Origin of the sequence: Nonomuraea sp. ATR24, from assembly GCF_041950485.1 — a bacterium.
Taxonomy (GTDB): Bacteria; Actinomycetota; Actinomycetes; order Streptosporangiales; family Streptosporangiaceae; genus Nonomuraea; species Nonomuraea ceibae.
Genome location: NZ_JBGNUU010000002.1, coordinates 116,031 through 132,296 on the forward strand (window position 1 = coordinate 116,031; position 16,266 = coordinate 132,296).

At 72.3% G+C, this 16,266-nt stretch carries 12 protein-coding genes; 6 read left to right on the plus strand and 6 right to left on the minus strand.

Annotated features, from left to right (window positions below; all coding sequences use genetic code 11):
* Positions 1-41: 41 nt before the first annotated feature.
* The gene (murA, locus tag ACBI99_RS04425) at positions 42-1,352 is read right to left on the minus strand and encodes a UDP-N-acetylglucosamine 1-carboxyvinyltransferase (protein WP_357592650.1); all 1,311 of its coding nucleotides are present in this window, start codon (positions 1,350-1,352) and stop codon (positions 42-44) included.
* 64 nt (positions 1,353-1,416) lie between these two features.
* Here murA and ACBI99_RS04430 point away from each other — a divergent pair, with 64 nt between their 5' ends.
* Positions 1,417-1,950: a hypothetical protein gene (locus tag ACBI99_RS04430; RefSeq protein WP_357592648.1), complete on the plus strand. Its 534-nt coding sequence runs from the start codon at positions 1,417-1,419 to the stop codon at positions 1,948-1,950.
* Positions 1,951-1,961: 11 nt separating this feature from the next.
* Here the strand turns inward: ACBI99_RS04430 and ACBI99_RS04435 are convergent, their stop codons facing one another.
* Complete coding sequence (locus ACBI99_RS04435) at positions 1,962-3,383, minus strand: amidase (RefSeq protein ID WP_375071715.1); 1,422 nt, start codon at positions 3,381-3,383, stop codon at positions 1,962-1,964.
* 16 nt (positions 3,384-3,399) lie between these two features.
* Between ACBI99_RS04435 and ACBI99_RS04440 the strand changes: the two genes are divergently transcribed.
* Positions 3,400-4,056 carry a trans-aconitate 2-methyltransferase gene (locus tag ACBI99_RS04440; RefSeq protein ID WP_219502345.1) on the plus strand — a complete coding sequence of 219 codons (657 nt, stop codon included), beginning with the start codon at positions 3,400-3,402 and terminating at the stop codon, positions 4,054-4,056.
* Between the two features lie 117 nt (positions 4,057-4,173).
* Here ACBI99_RS04440 and ACBI99_RS04445 read toward each other — a convergent pair whose 3' ends face one another.
* Together ACBI99_RS04445 and dnaE are read right to left on the minus strand one after the other, a co-directional pair.
* A complete protein-coding gene (locus ACBI99_RS04445) occupies positions 4,174-4,794 on the minus strand; it encodes a TIGR03086 family metal-binding protein (RefSeq protein WP_375071716.1) in 621 nt (206 codons plus the stop codon).
* 127 nt (positions 4,795-4,921) lie between these two features.
* A complete protein-coding gene (gene dnaE, locus ACBI99_RS04450; protein WP_219502344.1) occupies positions 4,922-8,449 on the minus strand; it encodes a DNA polymerase III subunit alpha in 3,528 nt (1,175 codons plus the stop codon).
* Positions 8,450-8,596: 147 nt separating this feature from the next.
* On the opposite strand from dnaE, the gene ACBI99_RS04455 reads away from it, so the two are divergent.
* Positions 8,597-9,967, plus strand: a complete 1,371-nt coding sequence (locus ACBI99_RS04455) for an amino acid permease (RefSeq protein WP_375071717.1) — start codon at positions 8,597-8,599, stop codon at positions 9,965-9,967.
* Positions 9,968-9,974: 7 nt separating this feature from the next.
* On the opposite strand, the gene ACBI99_RS04460 is transcribed toward ACBI99_RS04455, so the two are convergent.
* Entirely contained in the window at positions 9,975-10,880 is a 906-nt protein-coding gene (locus ACBI99_RS04460; protein WP_357592642.1) for an RNA polymerase sigma-70 factor, read from the minus strand.
* A gap of 191 nt (positions 10,881-11,071) precedes the next feature.
* On the opposite strand from ACBI99_RS04460, the gene ACBI99_RS04465 reads away from it, so the two are divergent.
* The gene (locus ACBI99_RS04465; protein ID WP_375071718.1) at positions 11,072-11,923 is read left to right on the plus strand and encodes an SDR family NAD(P)-dependent oxidoreductase; all 852 of its coding nucleotides are present in this window, start codon (positions 11,072-11,074) and stop codon (positions 11,921-11,923) included.
* Between the two features lie 175 nt (positions 11,924-12,098).
* Positions 12,099-13,100, plus strand: a complete 1,002-nt coding sequence (locus tag ACBI99_RS04470) for an SGNH/GDSL hydrolase family protein (RefSeq protein ID WP_375071719.1) — start codon at positions 12,099-12,101, stop codon at positions 13,098-13,100.
* 16 nt (positions 13,101-13,116) lie between these two features.
* Here the strand turns inward: ACBI99_RS04470 and ACBI99_RS04475 are convergent, their stop codons facing one another.
* Positions 13,117-14,019, minus strand: a complete 903-nt coding sequence (locus ACBI99_RS04475; RefSeq protein ID WP_219502336.1) for a chorismate mutase — start codon at positions 14,017-14,019, stop codon at positions 13,117-13,119.
* A 286-nt stretch (positions 14,020-14,305) separates the two neighbouring features.
* On the opposite strand from ACBI99_RS04475, the gene ACBI99_RS04480 reads away from it, so the two are divergent.
* Positions 14,306-16,258 (plus strand): protein kinase, encoded by a 1,953-nt coding sequence (locus tag ACBI99_RS04480; protein WP_375071720.1) that lies wholly within the window; start codon positions 14,306-14,308, stop codon positions 16,256-16,258.
* Positions 16,259-16,266 lie beyond the last annotated feature (8 nt).

Here is a 16,266-nt window from a genome sequence, read left to right on the forward strand (position 1 = left end):
GCTACCACCCGATCACCGGCAAACGACCCGCTCTTAACTCTTTACTCTCCTCTGCGGATGTTCAGACCAAGCGACTCGAACTGCTCGAACGGGCGGTGGTAGCCGCGCTCGATGTGGTGCACGCCGCGCAGCGTCGACTGCCCGTCGGCCACGGCCGCCGCCAGCACCGCGGAGAAGCCGGCCCGGATGTCGGGCAGCACCACGTCGGCGCCCTTGAGCTGCGACACGCCGCGCACCACGGCCGAGTGGCGGGCGTTGGTGTCGTGGTAGCGGCAGGCGGGACCGCCCAGGCACTGGTCGAACACCTCGATCTCGCAGCCCATGCTCTGCAGCGCGGGCACGTACACGAGCCTGTTCTCGAAGACCGTCTCGTGCAGCACCGACATGCCCTGGCTCTGCGTGAACAGCACCATGAGCGGCGTCTGCCAGTCGGTCATGAAGCCGGGGTGGGTGTCGGTCTGCACCGCCGCCGCGCGCAGCCCCTCGGGCGGGGCGGTCGCGCACACGTACTCGTCGTTGATGTCGAACTGGGCGCCCATCCGGGCCAGCGTGGTGATCGCGGTGACCAGCCGGTCCTGCGGGCAGCCGTGCACGCGCACCTCGCCGCCCGTCACGAGCCCGGCGGCCAGGTACGAGAACGCCTCGATGCGGTCGCCGGCCAGCCAGGTGGAGGCGCCGCGCAGCCGTTCGACGCCCTCGATGACGATGCGCCGGTCGGGCGACAGCTCGATGCGGGCGCCCATCCGCTGCAGGAACAGCGCCAGCTCCACGACCTCGGGCTCCATCGCGGCGTTCTTCACCACGGTCTTGCCCTCGGCCAGCACCGCCGACATGAGGATCGTCTCGGTCGCGCCGACGCTCGGGTACGGCAGCTCCAGCCGGGTGCCGTTGAGCCGCTTGGCCTTGGCGTAGATGCCGGTGTCGCCGACCTCCACCTCGGCGCCCATCGCGCGCAGCGCCTCCACGTGGAAGTTGACCGGCCGCCGCCCGATCGGGTCGCCGCCCACCAGCGGCACGAACGCCTCGCCCGCCAGGTGCAGCAGCGGGCCGAGCATGAGGATCGGGATGCGGTTCAGTCCGGTGAACGCGTCGGGCACCCGGGGCCTGATCTCCGGGCCGCGCCCGATGCGGATCTCCGTCCGGCCGATCTCCACGCTGATGCCCAGGGCGCGCAGCATGTCGGCGGTGATGCCGACCTCGCCCACCTCGGGGGCGTTGTGGATGCTGCTCTCGCCGCTGCCCAGCATGGCGGCGACCATGTGCTTGGACACGCCGTTCTTGGAGCCGCGCACGACGACGTCGCCCCGGAGCGGGCCGGAGGGTTCGATGAGCCAGACCTTCTCTTCAATCACGAAGTGAGCCTAACCGGGAGATACCATCGGTCTGGCAGAGACTCAGAACGCGAAGGGGAGTGGCGTGGCGAGGGAAGTACGCGTTTTCGCGGTCACTGTCCTCTCCCTCGCCGCACTGGGGGTGCCCGCCGGGCTGGTGTGGTCGGCCCTGTCACCCCGGCCGCCGTACCTGGTCACCCAGGAGGCGACCGTGCTCGCCGACCCGTCCACGCAGGCGCTGATCGCCGCCGACGGCTGGTTCGCCACCGTGACCGGCGCGCTCGGGCTCGCGTGCGGGGCGCTCGCCTGGTTCCTGAGCCGCCGCCGCCAGCTCGCGGCGCTGCTCGGGCTCTGCGCGGGCGGGGTCCTGGGCGCGTACGTGACGCTCTGGGTGGGGTCGGCGTTCACGATCGGCGTGGTCACGGTGGAGGCCGCGGCGGCGCCGGGCGCGCAGCTGACGCCGGGGCCGCTGCACCTGACGGCCAAGGGCGTGCTGGTGTTCTGGCCGCTGCTGGCGGTGGGGCTGTTCGGGCTGCTGGAGGGCATGCACGGCTACCGCGACTCGCCGCTGCGGCGGCCGTACGGGCTGGCGCCGCCCCTGCCGCCGCCGGACCGCTGACCGCCTGCTCCTCAGAGCGGCGGGCGGCGCAGGCCGTGGCCGGTGGCCTGCTCGAACGCCCGGGCCACCCGCAGCACCCTGGCGTCCTCGAACGGCGCCCCCACGATCTGCACCCCGACCGGCAGCCCCTCCGGCGTGAACCCGGCGGGCACGGACGCGGCCGGCGCGTGCAGCACGCTCACCCAGTACGCCGACCGCATCCAGGTCAGGTAGTCGGGCAGCTCGATCCCGTTGATCTCGCGCACGTACGGGTCCTCGACCGGGAACGGCGGCACCTGGCTGACGGGCGCGATCAGCACGTCGTGGTCGTCGAAGAAGGCGGCCATCCGCTGGTAGAGGCGGCTGCGGGCGCGCTCGGCGCGGGCCAGGTCGGCGCCGGTCACCGTGCGGCCCTGCTCGACGTTCCACGCGGTGTTGGCGCCCAGCCCGTCGAGGTCGCCGTAGGCGAGCGCGTAGAACCAGGCCCGGTAGGTGCGGAAGGCGTCGTCGGCGTCGCTCAGGTCGAGCTCCACCTGCTCCACCCGCGCGCCGAGGCGTTCGAGCACGGCGGGCGCGGTCGCGGTGACCGCCGCCGTCGCGGCGTCGACGGGCAGCCCGCCGAGGTCCGGGCTCCACGCCACCCGCAGCCCGGCGACCCCCTCTTCGGGGTCGGGGGTGAAGGGCTCCCTGATCGCGTACGGTGACCGCCGGTCGAATCCCGAAATGACCGACATCATCAGGGTGAGGTCGTCGACCGTCCTGGCCATCGGCCCCGGCACCGACAGCGTGTACCAGGCGGCGATCTCGGACGGGCTCGGCACCCGGCCCGGCGTCGGCCGCAGCCCCACCACGTTGCAGAACGACGCCGGGTTGCGCAGCGACCCGCCCATGTCGGAGCCGTCCGCCAGCGGCGTCATCCCGCAGGCGAGCGCCGCCGCCGCGCCCCCGCTGCTCCCCCCGGCCGACCGGCTCAGGTCGTACGGGTTGCGGGTCACCCCGAAGACCTCGTTGACCGTGTGGGAGCCGGTGCCGAACTCGGGCGTGTTCGTCTTGCCGAGCGAGACGGCGCCCGCCTCCTTCAACCGCCGGACGACGAGCGCGTCCTGGTCCGGCACGTGACCCGCGTACAGCGGCGAGCCGTACGTGGTGCGGATCCCGGCCGTGTCGGCCAGGTCCTTGTGCGCGACCGGCACCCCGTGCAGCGGGCCCGCGGGCTCCGCCGCGTCGGCCGCCTTGGCCGCGTCGAGCGCCTGCTCGGCGGCCAGCGTGACGATCGCGTTGACCTGCGGGTTCGCCTGCTCGATGCGGTCCAGGTGCGCCTGGAGCAGCTCGACGGCGCTCACCTGGCGGGTCCTGACGAGGCGGGCCATCTCGGTCGCGGTCAGGTAGTGCAGCTCGCTCATCCTGCGATCCTCCCGCACCCCCTCGGGGGCGGCGACGGCAAGGGTTGCCATCTCCTAGGATGCCGGAATGTCCGAAACGCTCTCTCCCCCGCCGGGCAGCGCCGCCTCCGTCGCCCACCTATGGGACGCCCGCGCCGACCGCTACCTCGAGCTGTTCCGCCACGAACTGGCCGGCAAGCCCCACGACCGCGAGGTCCTGGCGGCGTTCGCCGGGCGTGTCGGCCCGGGCGGGCGGGTCTGCGACGCCGGCTGCGGGCCCTGCGGGCACGTCACCGCGCTGCTCGCCGGGCACGGCCTGGACGTGCTGGGCGTCGACCTGTCGCCGCGCTGCGTCGAACTGGCCGCGCGCGAGCAGCCCGGGTGCCGGTTCGCGGTGATGGACCAGCGCGACGTGACCGGCGGGCTCGACGGGCTGGTCTCGTACTACTCGCTGCACGACCAGCCGAAACGCGAGCTGCCCGGCACCCTCGCGGCATGGGCGCGAGCCCTGCGGCCCGGCGGCGAGCTCCTCGTCGTGGCCAAGCAGGGCGACGGCGACGGCGTCATCGACGACCCCCTCGGCACCGGGCTGCGCGTCTACTGGGCCGAGTTCACGCCTGGCGAGCTGGAGACGGCGGCCCGGGCCGCCGGGTTCACGATCGGCGAGATCACGGTACGGGAGGCGTACGAGGACGAGATCGCCGCCCGGCGCATCTACCTGACCGCCACCACCCGCCACCCCTGACCAGCTAGAACTACCCGCCCAGCGGCACACGCCCAGAACCACCGGCGGAGGCCCCTGCTCAGGACGGCCCGCCCGAGCCGCTGCCCGGAAGCCCCCCACTCCGTCCGGGGTGCCCGGTCAGGGGTGCCAGTGGGGGTCGCGGCCGATGAAGGCGAGGAGGCGGTCCTGGGTGGAGGCGTCGTCGCCCACCGGCACTTCGGGGCCGAACACCTCGACACCGGGACCGAAGGCGCCCGGCTCGCGGAACTTCGCCACGAGGTCGGCAGGCAGCGCCCGCATGGCGGCCCAGCCCTGTTCGACGTCCTCGGGGTCGATCGTGGCGTCCTGGGAGGTGGCGACCGCGAGGTCCCAGCCGTGCAGCGGCAGGTCGGCGCTGACCACCTGGTCGATGTGCTCGGCCGCGGTGAGCCTGCCCGCGGGCGTGTCGCAGAGGCGGCCGGCGAGCGCGGGATCGGCCAGGATCGCCTCCACGTCGGCGCGGGCGGCGCGGTAGGCGGCCACCGGGTCCTCGGCGGCCGGCGGGGCCGGGCTGAGGCCGCGGTCGAACGGCCGCAGCATCACCGCGTGCATGTCGATGATGTGCCGCAGCACGTCCAGGACCGTCCACTTGGCGCACGGGGTCGGCCCGTCCCACTGCCCGGGCCGTACGGCGACGACCTTGCGCTCGAACGCGTCGGCCCTGCGCCGGTAGCGGGCGGCGATCTCGGCGACCCTCTCGGCGGTGATCTCGCTGGTCACGGGACTTCCCCTTTCCTGGCGGACGGTGCTGCCTGACGTGCGGCTCTCTGCCCGGACAACTCCCTCGGACCGACCCCCTGGGGAAGCGGCCCGAGGTGGCCGTCCGCAGGGAAGCGGTCCCGGGGGGTCAGGCGCCCAGGCAGGCGGGGCCCAGGAGTTCCTTCAGGTCGCCCATGAGGGCCGGGGAGGGCGCCACGCGGAGCCGGTCGTCGACCCGCATGACGGTGGTCTTGGGGCCGTTGTGCACCTGCAGGTGGACCTCGGAGGTGCCCGGATGCGTGGTGAGGATCTCCTTCAGCCGGCTCACCACCGGCGGCGTGCAGCGGGTCAGCGGCAGGCTCACCAGCAGCGGCCCGCCCGCCTCCTGGGTCAGGTCGGGGGCCGTCACCTCCATGGCGATGATCTTGGCGACGTCCTCCCGCTTGTCGATGCGCCCCTTGACGAAGACGATCGCGTCCTCGGCGAGGATGGTCGAGCACAGCTGGTAGGCCGACGGGAAGATCATCACCTCGATGGCGCCTTCGAGGTCCTCCAGCTGGGTGAGCACCCAGGTGTCGCCCTTCTTGGTGACCTTGCGCTGGACGCCGCTGAGGATGCCGCCGAGGGTGACGACCTGGCCGTCGGCGCGGCTCTCGTCCTGGACGGCGGCGATGGAGCAGTCGGCGCCCGAGGCGAGGATGTGCTCGACGCCGAACAGCGGGTGGTCCGACACGTACAGGCCGAGCATCTCCCGCTCGAACTGCAGCAGCGTGTTCTTGTCCCATTCGCCGACGGGGATCTGCACGTCGAAGGTCTGGTCCTCGCCGCCGTCGATGGCGCCGAACAGGGAGTCCTGGCCGATGGCCTCGTTCTTCTTGATGTCGATGATCGCGTCGACGGCCTGTTCGTGCACCATGACCAGGCCCTTGCGGACGTGGCCGAGGGAGTCGAAGGCGCCCGCCTTGATCAGCGACTCGATGACGCGCTTGTTGCAGACGATCGCCGGGACCTTGCGCAGGAACTCCTTGAAGTCGGCGAAGCGGCCCTTCTCCTTGCGGGCGGTGAGGATGCCGTCGACGACGTTGCCGCCCACGTTGCGCACGGCCGACAGGCCGAACCGGATGTCGGTGCCACGCGGGGTGAAGTCGAAGTCGGAGTCGTTGACGTCCGGCGGGAACACCTTGATGCCCATGCGGCGGCACTCGTTGAGGTAGAGGGCCGACTTGTCCTTGTCGTCCTTGACCGACGAGAGCAGCGCGGCCATGTAGGCGGCCGGGTGGTTGGCCTTGAGGTAGGCCGTCCAGTAAGCGATGAGGCCGTAGGCGGCGGTGTGCGCCTTGTTGAAGGCGTAGTCGGAGAACGGCAGCAGGATGTCCCAGAGCGCCTTGATGGCGGCGTCGGGGAAGCCGTTGTCCTTCATGCCCTTTTCGAAGGAGGCGTACTGCTTGTCCAGCTCCGACTTCTTCTTCTTGCCCATCGCGCGGCGCAGCAGGTCGGCGCTGCCGAGCGAGTAGCCGGCCACCCGCTGGGCGATGGCCATGACCTGCTCCTGGTAGATGATCAGGCCGTAGGTGGTGTCGAGGATGTCGCGCAGCGGCTCCTCGAGCGCCGGGTGGATCGGCGTGATCTCCTGCTGGCCGTTCTTGCGCAGGGCGTAGTTGGTGTGCGAGTTGGCGCCCATCGGGCCGGGCCGGTAGAGCGCTAGGGCGGCGGAGATGTCCTCGAAGTTGTCGGGGCGCATGAGCCGCAGCAGCGAGCGCATGCCGCCGCCGTCGAGCTGGAACACGCCCAGCGTGTCGCCCTTGGACAGCAGCTCGTAGCTCTTGCGGTCGTCGAGCGGCAGCCCGAGCAGGTCGACCTTCTCACCCGTGGTCGCCTCGATCATCTTGAGGCAGTCGTCCATGATGGTGAGGTTGCGCAGGCCCAGGAAGTCCATCTTGAGCAGGCCGAGCGTCTCGCAGGTCGGGTAGTCGAACTGCGTGATGATCGCGCCGTCGGAGTCGCGGCGCATGATCGGGATGTGGTCGGTCAGCACCTCGGCCGACATGATCACGCCGGCGGCGTGCACGCCGGTCTGCCGGATCAGCCCCTCCAGGCCCTTGCCGAGGTCCATCGTCGCCTTGACGTCGACGTCCTCCTCGTAGAGCCTGCGCAGCTCGCCCGCCTCGTTGTAGCGCGGGTGGTCCTTGTCGAAGATGCCCGCCAGCGGGATGTCCTTGCCCATGACGGCGGGCGGGAACGCCTTGGACACCTTGTCGCCGAGCGCGTAGGGGTAGCCCAGGACGCGGCCGGCGTCCTTGATGGCGGCCTTCGCCTTGATGGTGCCGAACGTGGCGATCATGGCGACCTTGTCGGCGCCCCACTTCTCCGTCACGTAGCGGATGACGTCGCCGCGCCTGCGCTCGTCGAAGTCGATGTCGACGTCGGGCATGGAGACGCGCTCGGGGTTGAGGAACCGCTCGAAGATCAGGCCGTGCGGCAGCGGGTCGAGGTCGGTGATGCCCATCGCGTACGCCACCAGCGACCCGGCGGCCGAGCCTCGGCCGGGGCCGACCGGGATGCCGTTCTCCTTGGCCCACATGATGAAGTCGGCGACCACGAGGAAGTAGCTCGGGAAGCCCATCTGCTCGATGATGCCGATCTCGTACTCGGCCTGCCTGCGGTGCTCGTCGTCGTAGCCCTCCGGCCAGCGCCGGTCCATGCCCTCCCAGACGGTCTTGCGGAAGAACTCGCTCTCCGTCATGCCGTCGGGGATCGGGTAGGTGGGCATCAGGTTCTTGAACTCGAAGAACCCGGACGGGTCGACCTTCTCGGCCACGAGCAGCGTGTTGCGGCAGCCCTCGGCCCACAGGTCGGAGGAGTCGACGGCGCGCATCTCGTCGGCGGTCTTGATGTAGTAGCCGCTGCCGTCGAAGCGGAACCGGTCGGGGTCGGAGAGCTGCTTGCCCGTCTGGATGCACAGCAGGGCGTCGTGCGAGGCGGCGTCGGACTCGTAGGTGTAGTGCGAGTCGTTGGTGACCAGCGGCGGGATGCCCAGCTCCTTGCTGATGCGGGTCAGCCCGTCGCGGACGCGGCGCTCGATGTCGAGGCCGTGGTCCATGATCTCCAGGTAGAAGTTGTCCTTGCCGAAGATCTCCTGGTATTTGGCGGCGGCCTTGACCGCCTCGTCGTACTGGCCGAGGCGCAGGCGCGTCTGCACCTCGCCCGACGGGCACCCCGTGGTCGCCATCAGGCCCTCGGAGTGCTCGGCGAGGATCTCGGCGTCCATCCGCGCCCACTTGCGGACGAATCCCTCGGTGTAGGCGCGCGAGGACAGCCGCATCAGGTTGTGCAGGCCCGTCTTGTTGCGCGCCCAGATCGTCATGTGGGTGTAGTAGCCGCCCGCGGAGACGTCGTCCTTCTTCTGGTGCGGCTCGCCCCACAGCACCGGCTTCTTGTTGTGGCGCAGCTCGGGCGCCACGTAGGCCTCGATGCCGATGATCGGCTTGATGCCGGCGCCGGTCGCCTGCTTGAAGAAGTCGTAGGCGCCGTGCATGTTGCCGTGGTCGGTGATCGCGATCGCCGGCATGCCCAGGTCGCCGACCTGTTTGAACATCTGCTTGAGGCGCGCGGCACCGTCGAGCATGGAGTATTCGGTGTGCACATGCAGATGGACGAACGAGTCGCTGGACGACATGGAGCGGCGCCTCCCCGGTCTGAATGTGGTTGTGCGCTCCGACTCTAGTGGTCCCCGCCGACACTCCGGGCGCGGCGTGCCGCACCCCGCCCGGAGCTGCCGCGCCGATATCGTCGCCGTCACGGACCGTGACGAAGGAGACACCCAGTGCCTGCCGAGACGGACGAGGGATACAGGCCCGCGCTGGGCAACCGCCAGGTGCAGATGATCGCGATCGGCGGGGCGATCGGCGTGGGGCTGTTCCTCGGCGCGGGCGGCCGGCTGGCCGCCTCGGGCCCCGCGCTCGTGCTGTCGTACGCCGCCGCCGGCGTCGCCGCGTTCTTCGTCATGCGGGCGCTGGGCGAGCTCGTGCTCTACCGGCCCGCCTCCGGGTCGTTCGTCGAGTACGCGGGCGAGTTCGTCGGGCCGTGGGCCGCCTTCGCCAGCGGCTGGATGTACTGGCTGAACTGGGCGTTCACCGGCATCGCCGAGCTGACCGCGATCGCCGCGTACGTGCACTACTGGGCGCCGGCGTTCCCCCAGTGGGCGACCGCGCTGCTGGCGCTGGCGTTCGTGCTCGTCGTCAACCTGCTGTCGGTCCGGCTCTTCGGCGAGCTGGAGTTCTGGTTCGCGCTGCTGAAGGTGCTGGCCATCGTCACGTTCCTGGTGGTCGGGCTGGTGCTGGTGGTGTTCGCCGTCGGGCAGGCCGGGCCTGGCAACCTGGTGGCGCACGGCGGTTTCCTCCCGACCGGGTTCCCGATGGTGCTGATGAGCCTGCAGTCGGTGGTGTTCGCGTACGCCTCCATCGAGCTCGTCGGGATCGCCGCGGGCGAGACCGCCAGACCGCGCGAGGTCATCCCGAAGGCCGTCAACGGCGTCGTGTGGCGCATCGCGATCTTCTACGTGGGCTCGGTGCTGCTGCTGGCGATGGTGCTGCCGTGGACCGCGTACGAGGCGGGCACCTCGCCGTTCGTGACCGTCTTCGCCGGGCTGGGGGTGCCGTGGGCGGCCGACGCGATGAACCTCGTGGTGATCACCGCGGCGCTGTCGTCGTGCAACTCCGGCCTGTACGCGACGGGCCGCATCCTGCGCTCGATGGCCCGCAAGCGGGAGGCGCCCGGGTTCGCCGCGGCGCTCAGCTCGCGGCACGTGCCGGTCGGCGGCGTGGTGTTCACCGCCGCGATGTTCCTGGGAGGCGTGGCGCTGTTCTACTTCCTGCCCGCGCGGGCGTTCAACATCGCCACCGCCGCCGCCTCCCTCGGCGTGATCACCACCTGGGGCACGCTGGTCTACTGCCAGCTCCGGCTGCGCGCCACCGGGCACCGCTCGGCGTTCCCGATGCCCGGCAGCCCGTACACCAACTGGCTGACGCTGGCGTTCCTGGCGCTGGTCGTCGTGCTGATGCCGTTCGCCGACGAGGACCAGCGGGTGGCGTTCTTCCTGCTGCCGGTGGTGGCGGCGGCGATCGCGGCGGGCTGGGCGGCGCTCAGGCGGCGGGGGCGCGCCGCCGCGCCCGCCGATCCGGCCGTGGCCGACTGAGCGGGGTTCAGCGGAGGGTGAGCCGGACCTCCGACTCGATGCGGGTCAGCTTGTGCGGGTTGCGGACGTAGTACAGGCCGGTGATGCGGGCCCCCTCGACCTGGAGGGCGATGACGCCGTCCGTCTCGCCGTCCACGCGCACGACCAGGCCGGGGGCGCCGTTGATCACCGTGGGCTCGCCGGTGAGCGTGACCTGTGCCTTGCCGATGCCGCCGACGATGTAACGGGCCACCTTGCCGGCTCCGCTGATCGGCCTCGGCGCGGCCTGGCGGACGCCGCCGCCGTCGCTCAGCAGGACGACGTCGGGGGCGAGCACGTCGAGCAGGCCCTGCGTGTCGCCGGTCTCCAGGGCGCGCAGGAACGACTCCATCACCGCGCGGGTCTCGTCCGGCGAGACCGTCTCGCGGGGGCGGCGGGCCTCGACGTGCCTGCGGGCCCGGTGCGCGATCTGTCGGACGGTGGCGGGGGTCTTGCCGACGGCCTCCGCGATCTCGTCGTACGCGACGTCAAACACCTCGCGCAGCACGAACACGGCCCGCTCGGTCGGCGACAGGGTCTCCAGGACGAGCATGAGCGCCATCGACAGGCTCTCGGCGAGCTCCACGTCCTCGGCCACGTCGGGCGTGGTGAGCAGCGGCTCGGGCAGCCACGGGCCGACGTACGCCTCCTTGCGCCGCTTCAGCGTGCGCAGCCGGTCGAGCGCCCGCCTGGTCGTGATCCGCACCAGGTAGGCGCGCTCGTCGCGCACCTGCTCCAGGTCGATCCTCGTCCAGCGCAGCCAGGCCTCCTGAAGGACGTCCTCGGCGTCGGCCGCCGAGCCGAGCATCTCGTACGCGACCGTGAACAGCAGGTTGCGATGGGTGAGGAACGCAGCGGTCGCCTGGTCCGTCGTCGGGTCGCTGTGCTCGTCCATCTCCGGCTCCTGTCCGTCCCGCTGTGTCTCATGCACAAGGCGCCGGCCGGGGCCCCGGCGTGACAGCCGTGACCGGTGACACACGTCACACCATCGCGGCTGTCACAGCCGCCAGGGGGCCGGCGACTCATGGGCGTCAGCGTGCCGCACGGCACACACCCCTGACGACTGAGCATGAACGGGAGAACGCCATGAGCAAGGTCTGGTTCATCACCGGCACGTCCCGCGGCCTGGGCCGTGAGTTCGCCGAGGCGGCGCTGTCGCGCGGCGACCGGGTGGCCGCGGCCGCCCGTGACCCCAGGAGCCTGGAGGCGCTGGTGGACGCCCACGGTGACGCGGTGCTCCCCCTCGCCCTGGACGTGACCGACAGGGCCGCCGCCTTCGAGAGCGTCAGGCGCGCCCAGGAGCGGTTCGGCCGCCTGGACGTCATCGTGAACAACGCCGGGTACGCCCAGGTCGGCGCGGTCGAGGAGCTGACCGAGCGGGAGCTGCGCGACCAGATGGAGACGAACCTGTTCGGCGCCGTGTGGGTGGTCCAGGCCGCGCTGCCGTATCTGCGCGAGCAGCGTTCCGGGCACATCGTCCAGCTCTCGTCGGCGGCCGGGCTCATCGCCATGCCGCTCGGCGGCGCCTACCACGCCTCCAAGTGGGCGCTCGAAGGGCTCAACGAGGCCCTGGCCGGCGAGGTCGCCGGGTTCGGCGTCAAGGTGACCGTCATCGAGCCCGGCGGCTTCGCCACCCGCGACGGCAAGAACCCGGACCCGCTGGCCAACGGTCACATGGCCAGGATGGACCCGGCCTACGACGAGCTGCGGCAGCGGCTCGGCGCCGCCGCCGGGAGCCAGCCCGCCGGTGACCCGGCCGCCGCGGCCCAGGCGCTGCTCACGCTCGTCGACCTGGACAACCCGCCGCTGCGGGTGCTGTTCGGGCTGGGCTTCCAGCCGATGATCGAGCGCGCCTACGCCGACCGGCTCAGGACCTGGGCCGACTGGCAGGACCTCTCGGCGCGGGCGCAGGGAGCCGGGGCGAGCGCCCGCGCCTGATCATCCGGTGTTCTAGGCTCGGTGGCGGAATGGCCGTCACCGGGGGGAGGCAGCGCTGGACGGGGCGAGGACGCGCACGGAGCGGTGGGCGGGGCTGAAGACAGCGATACGCGGGTCAGCCTGGATCGCCGGGCCGGCGGGGAAGGTCAGGCTCGCCCTGGCCGCCCGGATCGGTGTGGCCGTGGTGGCGGGGGCGGCGCTGGCGCTGTCGGTGGTGCCGCTCGGGCTGCACACCGTGCTCGGCTGCGCCGTCCTCGACGTCGGCTGCGCCCCGGCCGAGCCGCGCGGGCGGCTGCCGGAGCTGACCCGGCTGACGCCCGTGGAGGTGGCGCTGAGCGGCGGCTACGTGGCGCTCGGCGACTCCTACTCCTCCGGCGAGGGCGTCTACGACGGCGCGGGGGCGCCCGCCGGTGAGGGCGCGGCGCGCTGCCACCGCTCCGAGGGCTCCTACGCGCCGCAGGTCGCGGGCGCGCACGCGTTCGGCGGCGAGGCGGGCTTCTGGGCGTGCAGCGGCGCCACCACCGGCCAGCTCCTGCGCGGCCAGCACGGCCACGCGCCCCAGGTCAGCCGCGTCAGCGCCGGGACGAGCCTGGTGACGCTGAGCATCGGCGGCAACGACGCGGGGTTCGCCCCCGTGCTCACCGAGTGCATCGCCAAGCTGCCGTGGTCGTCGGCCTGCGTCGACCAGGACGCCCGGGTGCGGCAGCGCATCGACGAGCTGCGGCCCCGGCTGCGCCAGGTGCTGGCCGGGATCCGGGCGCGGGCGCCCGAGGCGCGGGTGATCGTGCTCGGCTACCCGAGGCCGTTCCCCGCCGCGCCGTCGAAGACCGTCACCAACCTCTCCGCCGCCGACCAGCGCTGGCTCAACGGCGTCACCCGCCTGCTCAACGACGCCGTGGGGGCGGTGGCGCGGGAGTTCGAGCAGCTGATCACCGCGTTCGGCGCGCCGGGGAGCGTCGAGTACGTGGACGCCTACGACGCCTTCGACGGGCACGAGGTGGGGCAGCCGCGCCCGTACCTGAACGGGCTGGTCGTGGACCTCGGCGAGCTGACCGTCAACGCGCGCAGCTTCCATCCCACCGCCGACGGCTACCGCCGCTTCGCCGAGCTGGTCAACGAGCGCATCGCCGCCGGGCCCGGCCGCCCGATGAACAACTTCCGCCTCGCCACCCCCTGACCCCGCCCGGGACGGGTCACCGGCGGGCGCGCTCTTCGGCGAGGTGGAGTCCGGCCTCGATGACGGCGTTCATGACGGGGGCCAGGCGGGCCTCGCCGAGCTCCGGGGCGCGCTGCGCCATCCGGGTCACCAGGGCGCGCTCGCGGGCCGGGTCGCGGCCGGCGAAACCGCCGACCGGCTTGAGGCGCTGCACAATTCCCGCCAGCTCGGCGCGGCGCTCCAGGAGGGTGGCCAGCGCGGCGTCGACCCGGTCGATGGCCTGGCGGCAGTCGGCGAGCGTGCCGGGCGCCTCGGGGCGCAGCAGCGCGCCGACGAGCGTCACGGCCTCCTCGGCCAGGGCGCGCTCCTCGGCGGAGCCGTCGACGACGAGCCCGTCGGCCCCCGCCGCCACGGCCGCCGCGCTCAGCTCCGCGCCGAGCCGCACGCCCTGCGCGCCGCCGCCCGGAGCAGGGTCGGGGCTCGTGCTGATATTTCCGGACAAGTCGGCGAACACCGGCAGGCCGGACGCCTCCCGGGCGGCACGCATTAGCCCCAGGTCGGCGCTCTCGCACAGGATGACCTGGTCATTGCCCTCGGCGGCCACGTAAGCGGCCACCCCCAGCCACTCCTCCAGCGTCGCCGACGGGCGGCGCTCCACCACGACCGGCAGCCCCAGCGCGGCCACCGCCCGGATCAGCGGGATGTCGCGCGTCCACGCCGACCCGATCACCACGCCTCCGGCCCGCGCCGCGATCGCGGGCAGGTCGGCGGCGCCGGCGGGCTCGGCCAGCGTCACCCCGTCGCGCAGCCGTTCGGCGGCGTCCGCGCCGCGCCCGCCGCGCTCACGCAGGCTCACCCGGTCGCTGATCACCACGGCGGGGCCCTCGCCCACCCGCAGCCCGCCCAGCGTGACCACGTGCCGTTCCAAGGTCGATGACATCTCGGCTCCCCAATCGGCCGGCTCTCCTGGAACCGGCGGAAAAACCAAAAAGGCAGAGACGCGGCGTCTCTGCCTTGTGCCGACTCCAGGTGGTCGCTAGCTGACGACCGGCCCTCCCGGAGCCGGCTCGGTAAACGCGTAGCGACAAGTCATGTCTGAACCTTACACCCGTCATCCACCTGCCGGGACATCGTTCCCGAATGGTGGACTGGCCTTCCGGCGAGTCGCCGTTGATCCGTGCCTATGGGAGTATTTCTTGGCCGAGAGGGAGGGTTTGAGGCCGTTGATGTCGGATCGCAAGCAGGACGGACGCCGCATCGCCGGCCGGTACCACCTGCAGGAGCCCATCGGCAAGGGCGGCATGGGCATCGTGTGGCGCGCCCATGACGAGCTCCTTGACCGCACCGTCGCTGTCAAGGAAGTCAGGTACGCCGCCGCCCTGGGTGACGAGGTGCAACTGCTGAACCGGCGGACGATGCGCGAGGCACGGGCCGCCGCCAGGTTCGAGCATCCGAACGTGATCGTCGTCCACGACGTGATCGAGGAGGACGGCCGGCCCTGGATCGTCATGCAGCTCGTCCAGTCGCGCTCGCTCGGCACGGTGATCAAGCAGGACGGGCCGCTGCCCCCCGCCCGCGTGGCGGAGATCGGCCTGGCGGTGCTCGACGCCCTGCACCGCGCGCACGAGTCCGGCGTGCTCCACCGCGACGTCAAGCCCGAGAACGTGCTGCTGGCCGACGACGGCCGGGTGGTGCTGACCGACTTCGGCATCGCCACGCTGGAGACCGAGACGCAGCTGACCGTGACGGGCCTGGCGGGCACCCCGGCGTTCATCGCGCCGGAGCGGCTCAAGGGCCTGCCCGCGCGGCGCGAGTCCGACCTGTGGGCGCTCGGCGCGACGCTCTACACCGCCGTGGAGGGACGCTCCCCGCACGAGCGCGGGATGGCCCTGGCCACCATGCACGCGGTGCTCACCGACGAGCCCGACCCCGCCCCGCACGCGGGGCCGCTGGCGCCGGTGATCGCGGGCCTGCTGGCCAAGGAGCCGGTGCAGCGGCTCACGTACGAGGAGACCGCGCGGATGCTGCGGCGGATCAGCCAGTCCGGCGGCGGCGAGCCCCGGGCGGTCCCCCGCGCCGACCCGCCCACGCGGGTGCAGCCAGCGACGCGGGTCCAGCCCGCAATCGAGGACGACATGCCGACGGACCCGAACCTGGCGCCCGTCCAGCCCGCGCAGCCTGTCCGGCCCGCGCAGCCCGTCCCGCCCGCGCGGCCGTCCCGTCCCGCGCCCTTCGCCGAGACCGGGGCGCGCTTCCCCGAGCCCGGCGCGAACCGTCCCCAGGGCGGCTCCCGCGCGGCCGAGACCCGCGCCCGCCACGAGGACCGCGACGGCGGCTTCCCCCAGGCGGGCGGCGCCGGCCGCGCCCCGCGCGAGGTCGAGGAGCGCCGCCCGGAGAGCGAGTCGCTGTTCGCCGAGGCCGCCGACCGGTTCGGGCCCGCGACCGCCGACCCGGTGACCGGCGACCCGACGCGGCTGAGCGGCGACGGCAAACGGCAGGCCGTGCCCGTGGTCGTCGCCGTCGTCGCCGTCGTGCTGATCGCGGCCGTAGGCGGCTATCTCGGCCTGCGTTCCACCGCCGGCGACACGCCGGAGGAGCAGCAGACGGCCGCCGCGAGCACCGCCGCCACGCCCGGCGGCACCGGATCGCCGGCGCGGCCGTCGTCCGAGCCGTCGAGCACCGCCCCCACCCCGTCCGAGACCGCGGAGAAGGAGGAGGACCCCGCCTCCGCCCTGCCCGACGGCTGGAAGCTCTACAAGGACAAGAAGCTCGACTTCACCATGGCGCTGCCCAAGGGCTGGGAGGAGTTCAAGCGCGAGGGCAACCAGGTCTTCTTCCGCGGCCCCGGCGCCGCGTCCAACGCCTTCGTGTCGGTCGACCGGGCCTCCAACCCGGGCTCCGACCCGTACAAGGACTGGAAGAAGCAGGAGAAGACGGCCCGCTACGGGTTCGGCGGCTACAAGCTCATCGGCATCAAGAAGGTCGACTACCAGAAGGCCGCCGCCGACTGGGACTTCACCTGGCGCACCAACACGGGCCTGACCCGGGTCCGCAACCGCGGCTTCGTCACCGAGAACGGCCGCGGCTACGCGATCTACTGGCACAACCTCAACAGCCGCTGGAAGAAGGACTATCACTTCTTCGAGACGTTCTGCGCGACGTTCAAACCCGACCAGTAGGCTGCGGG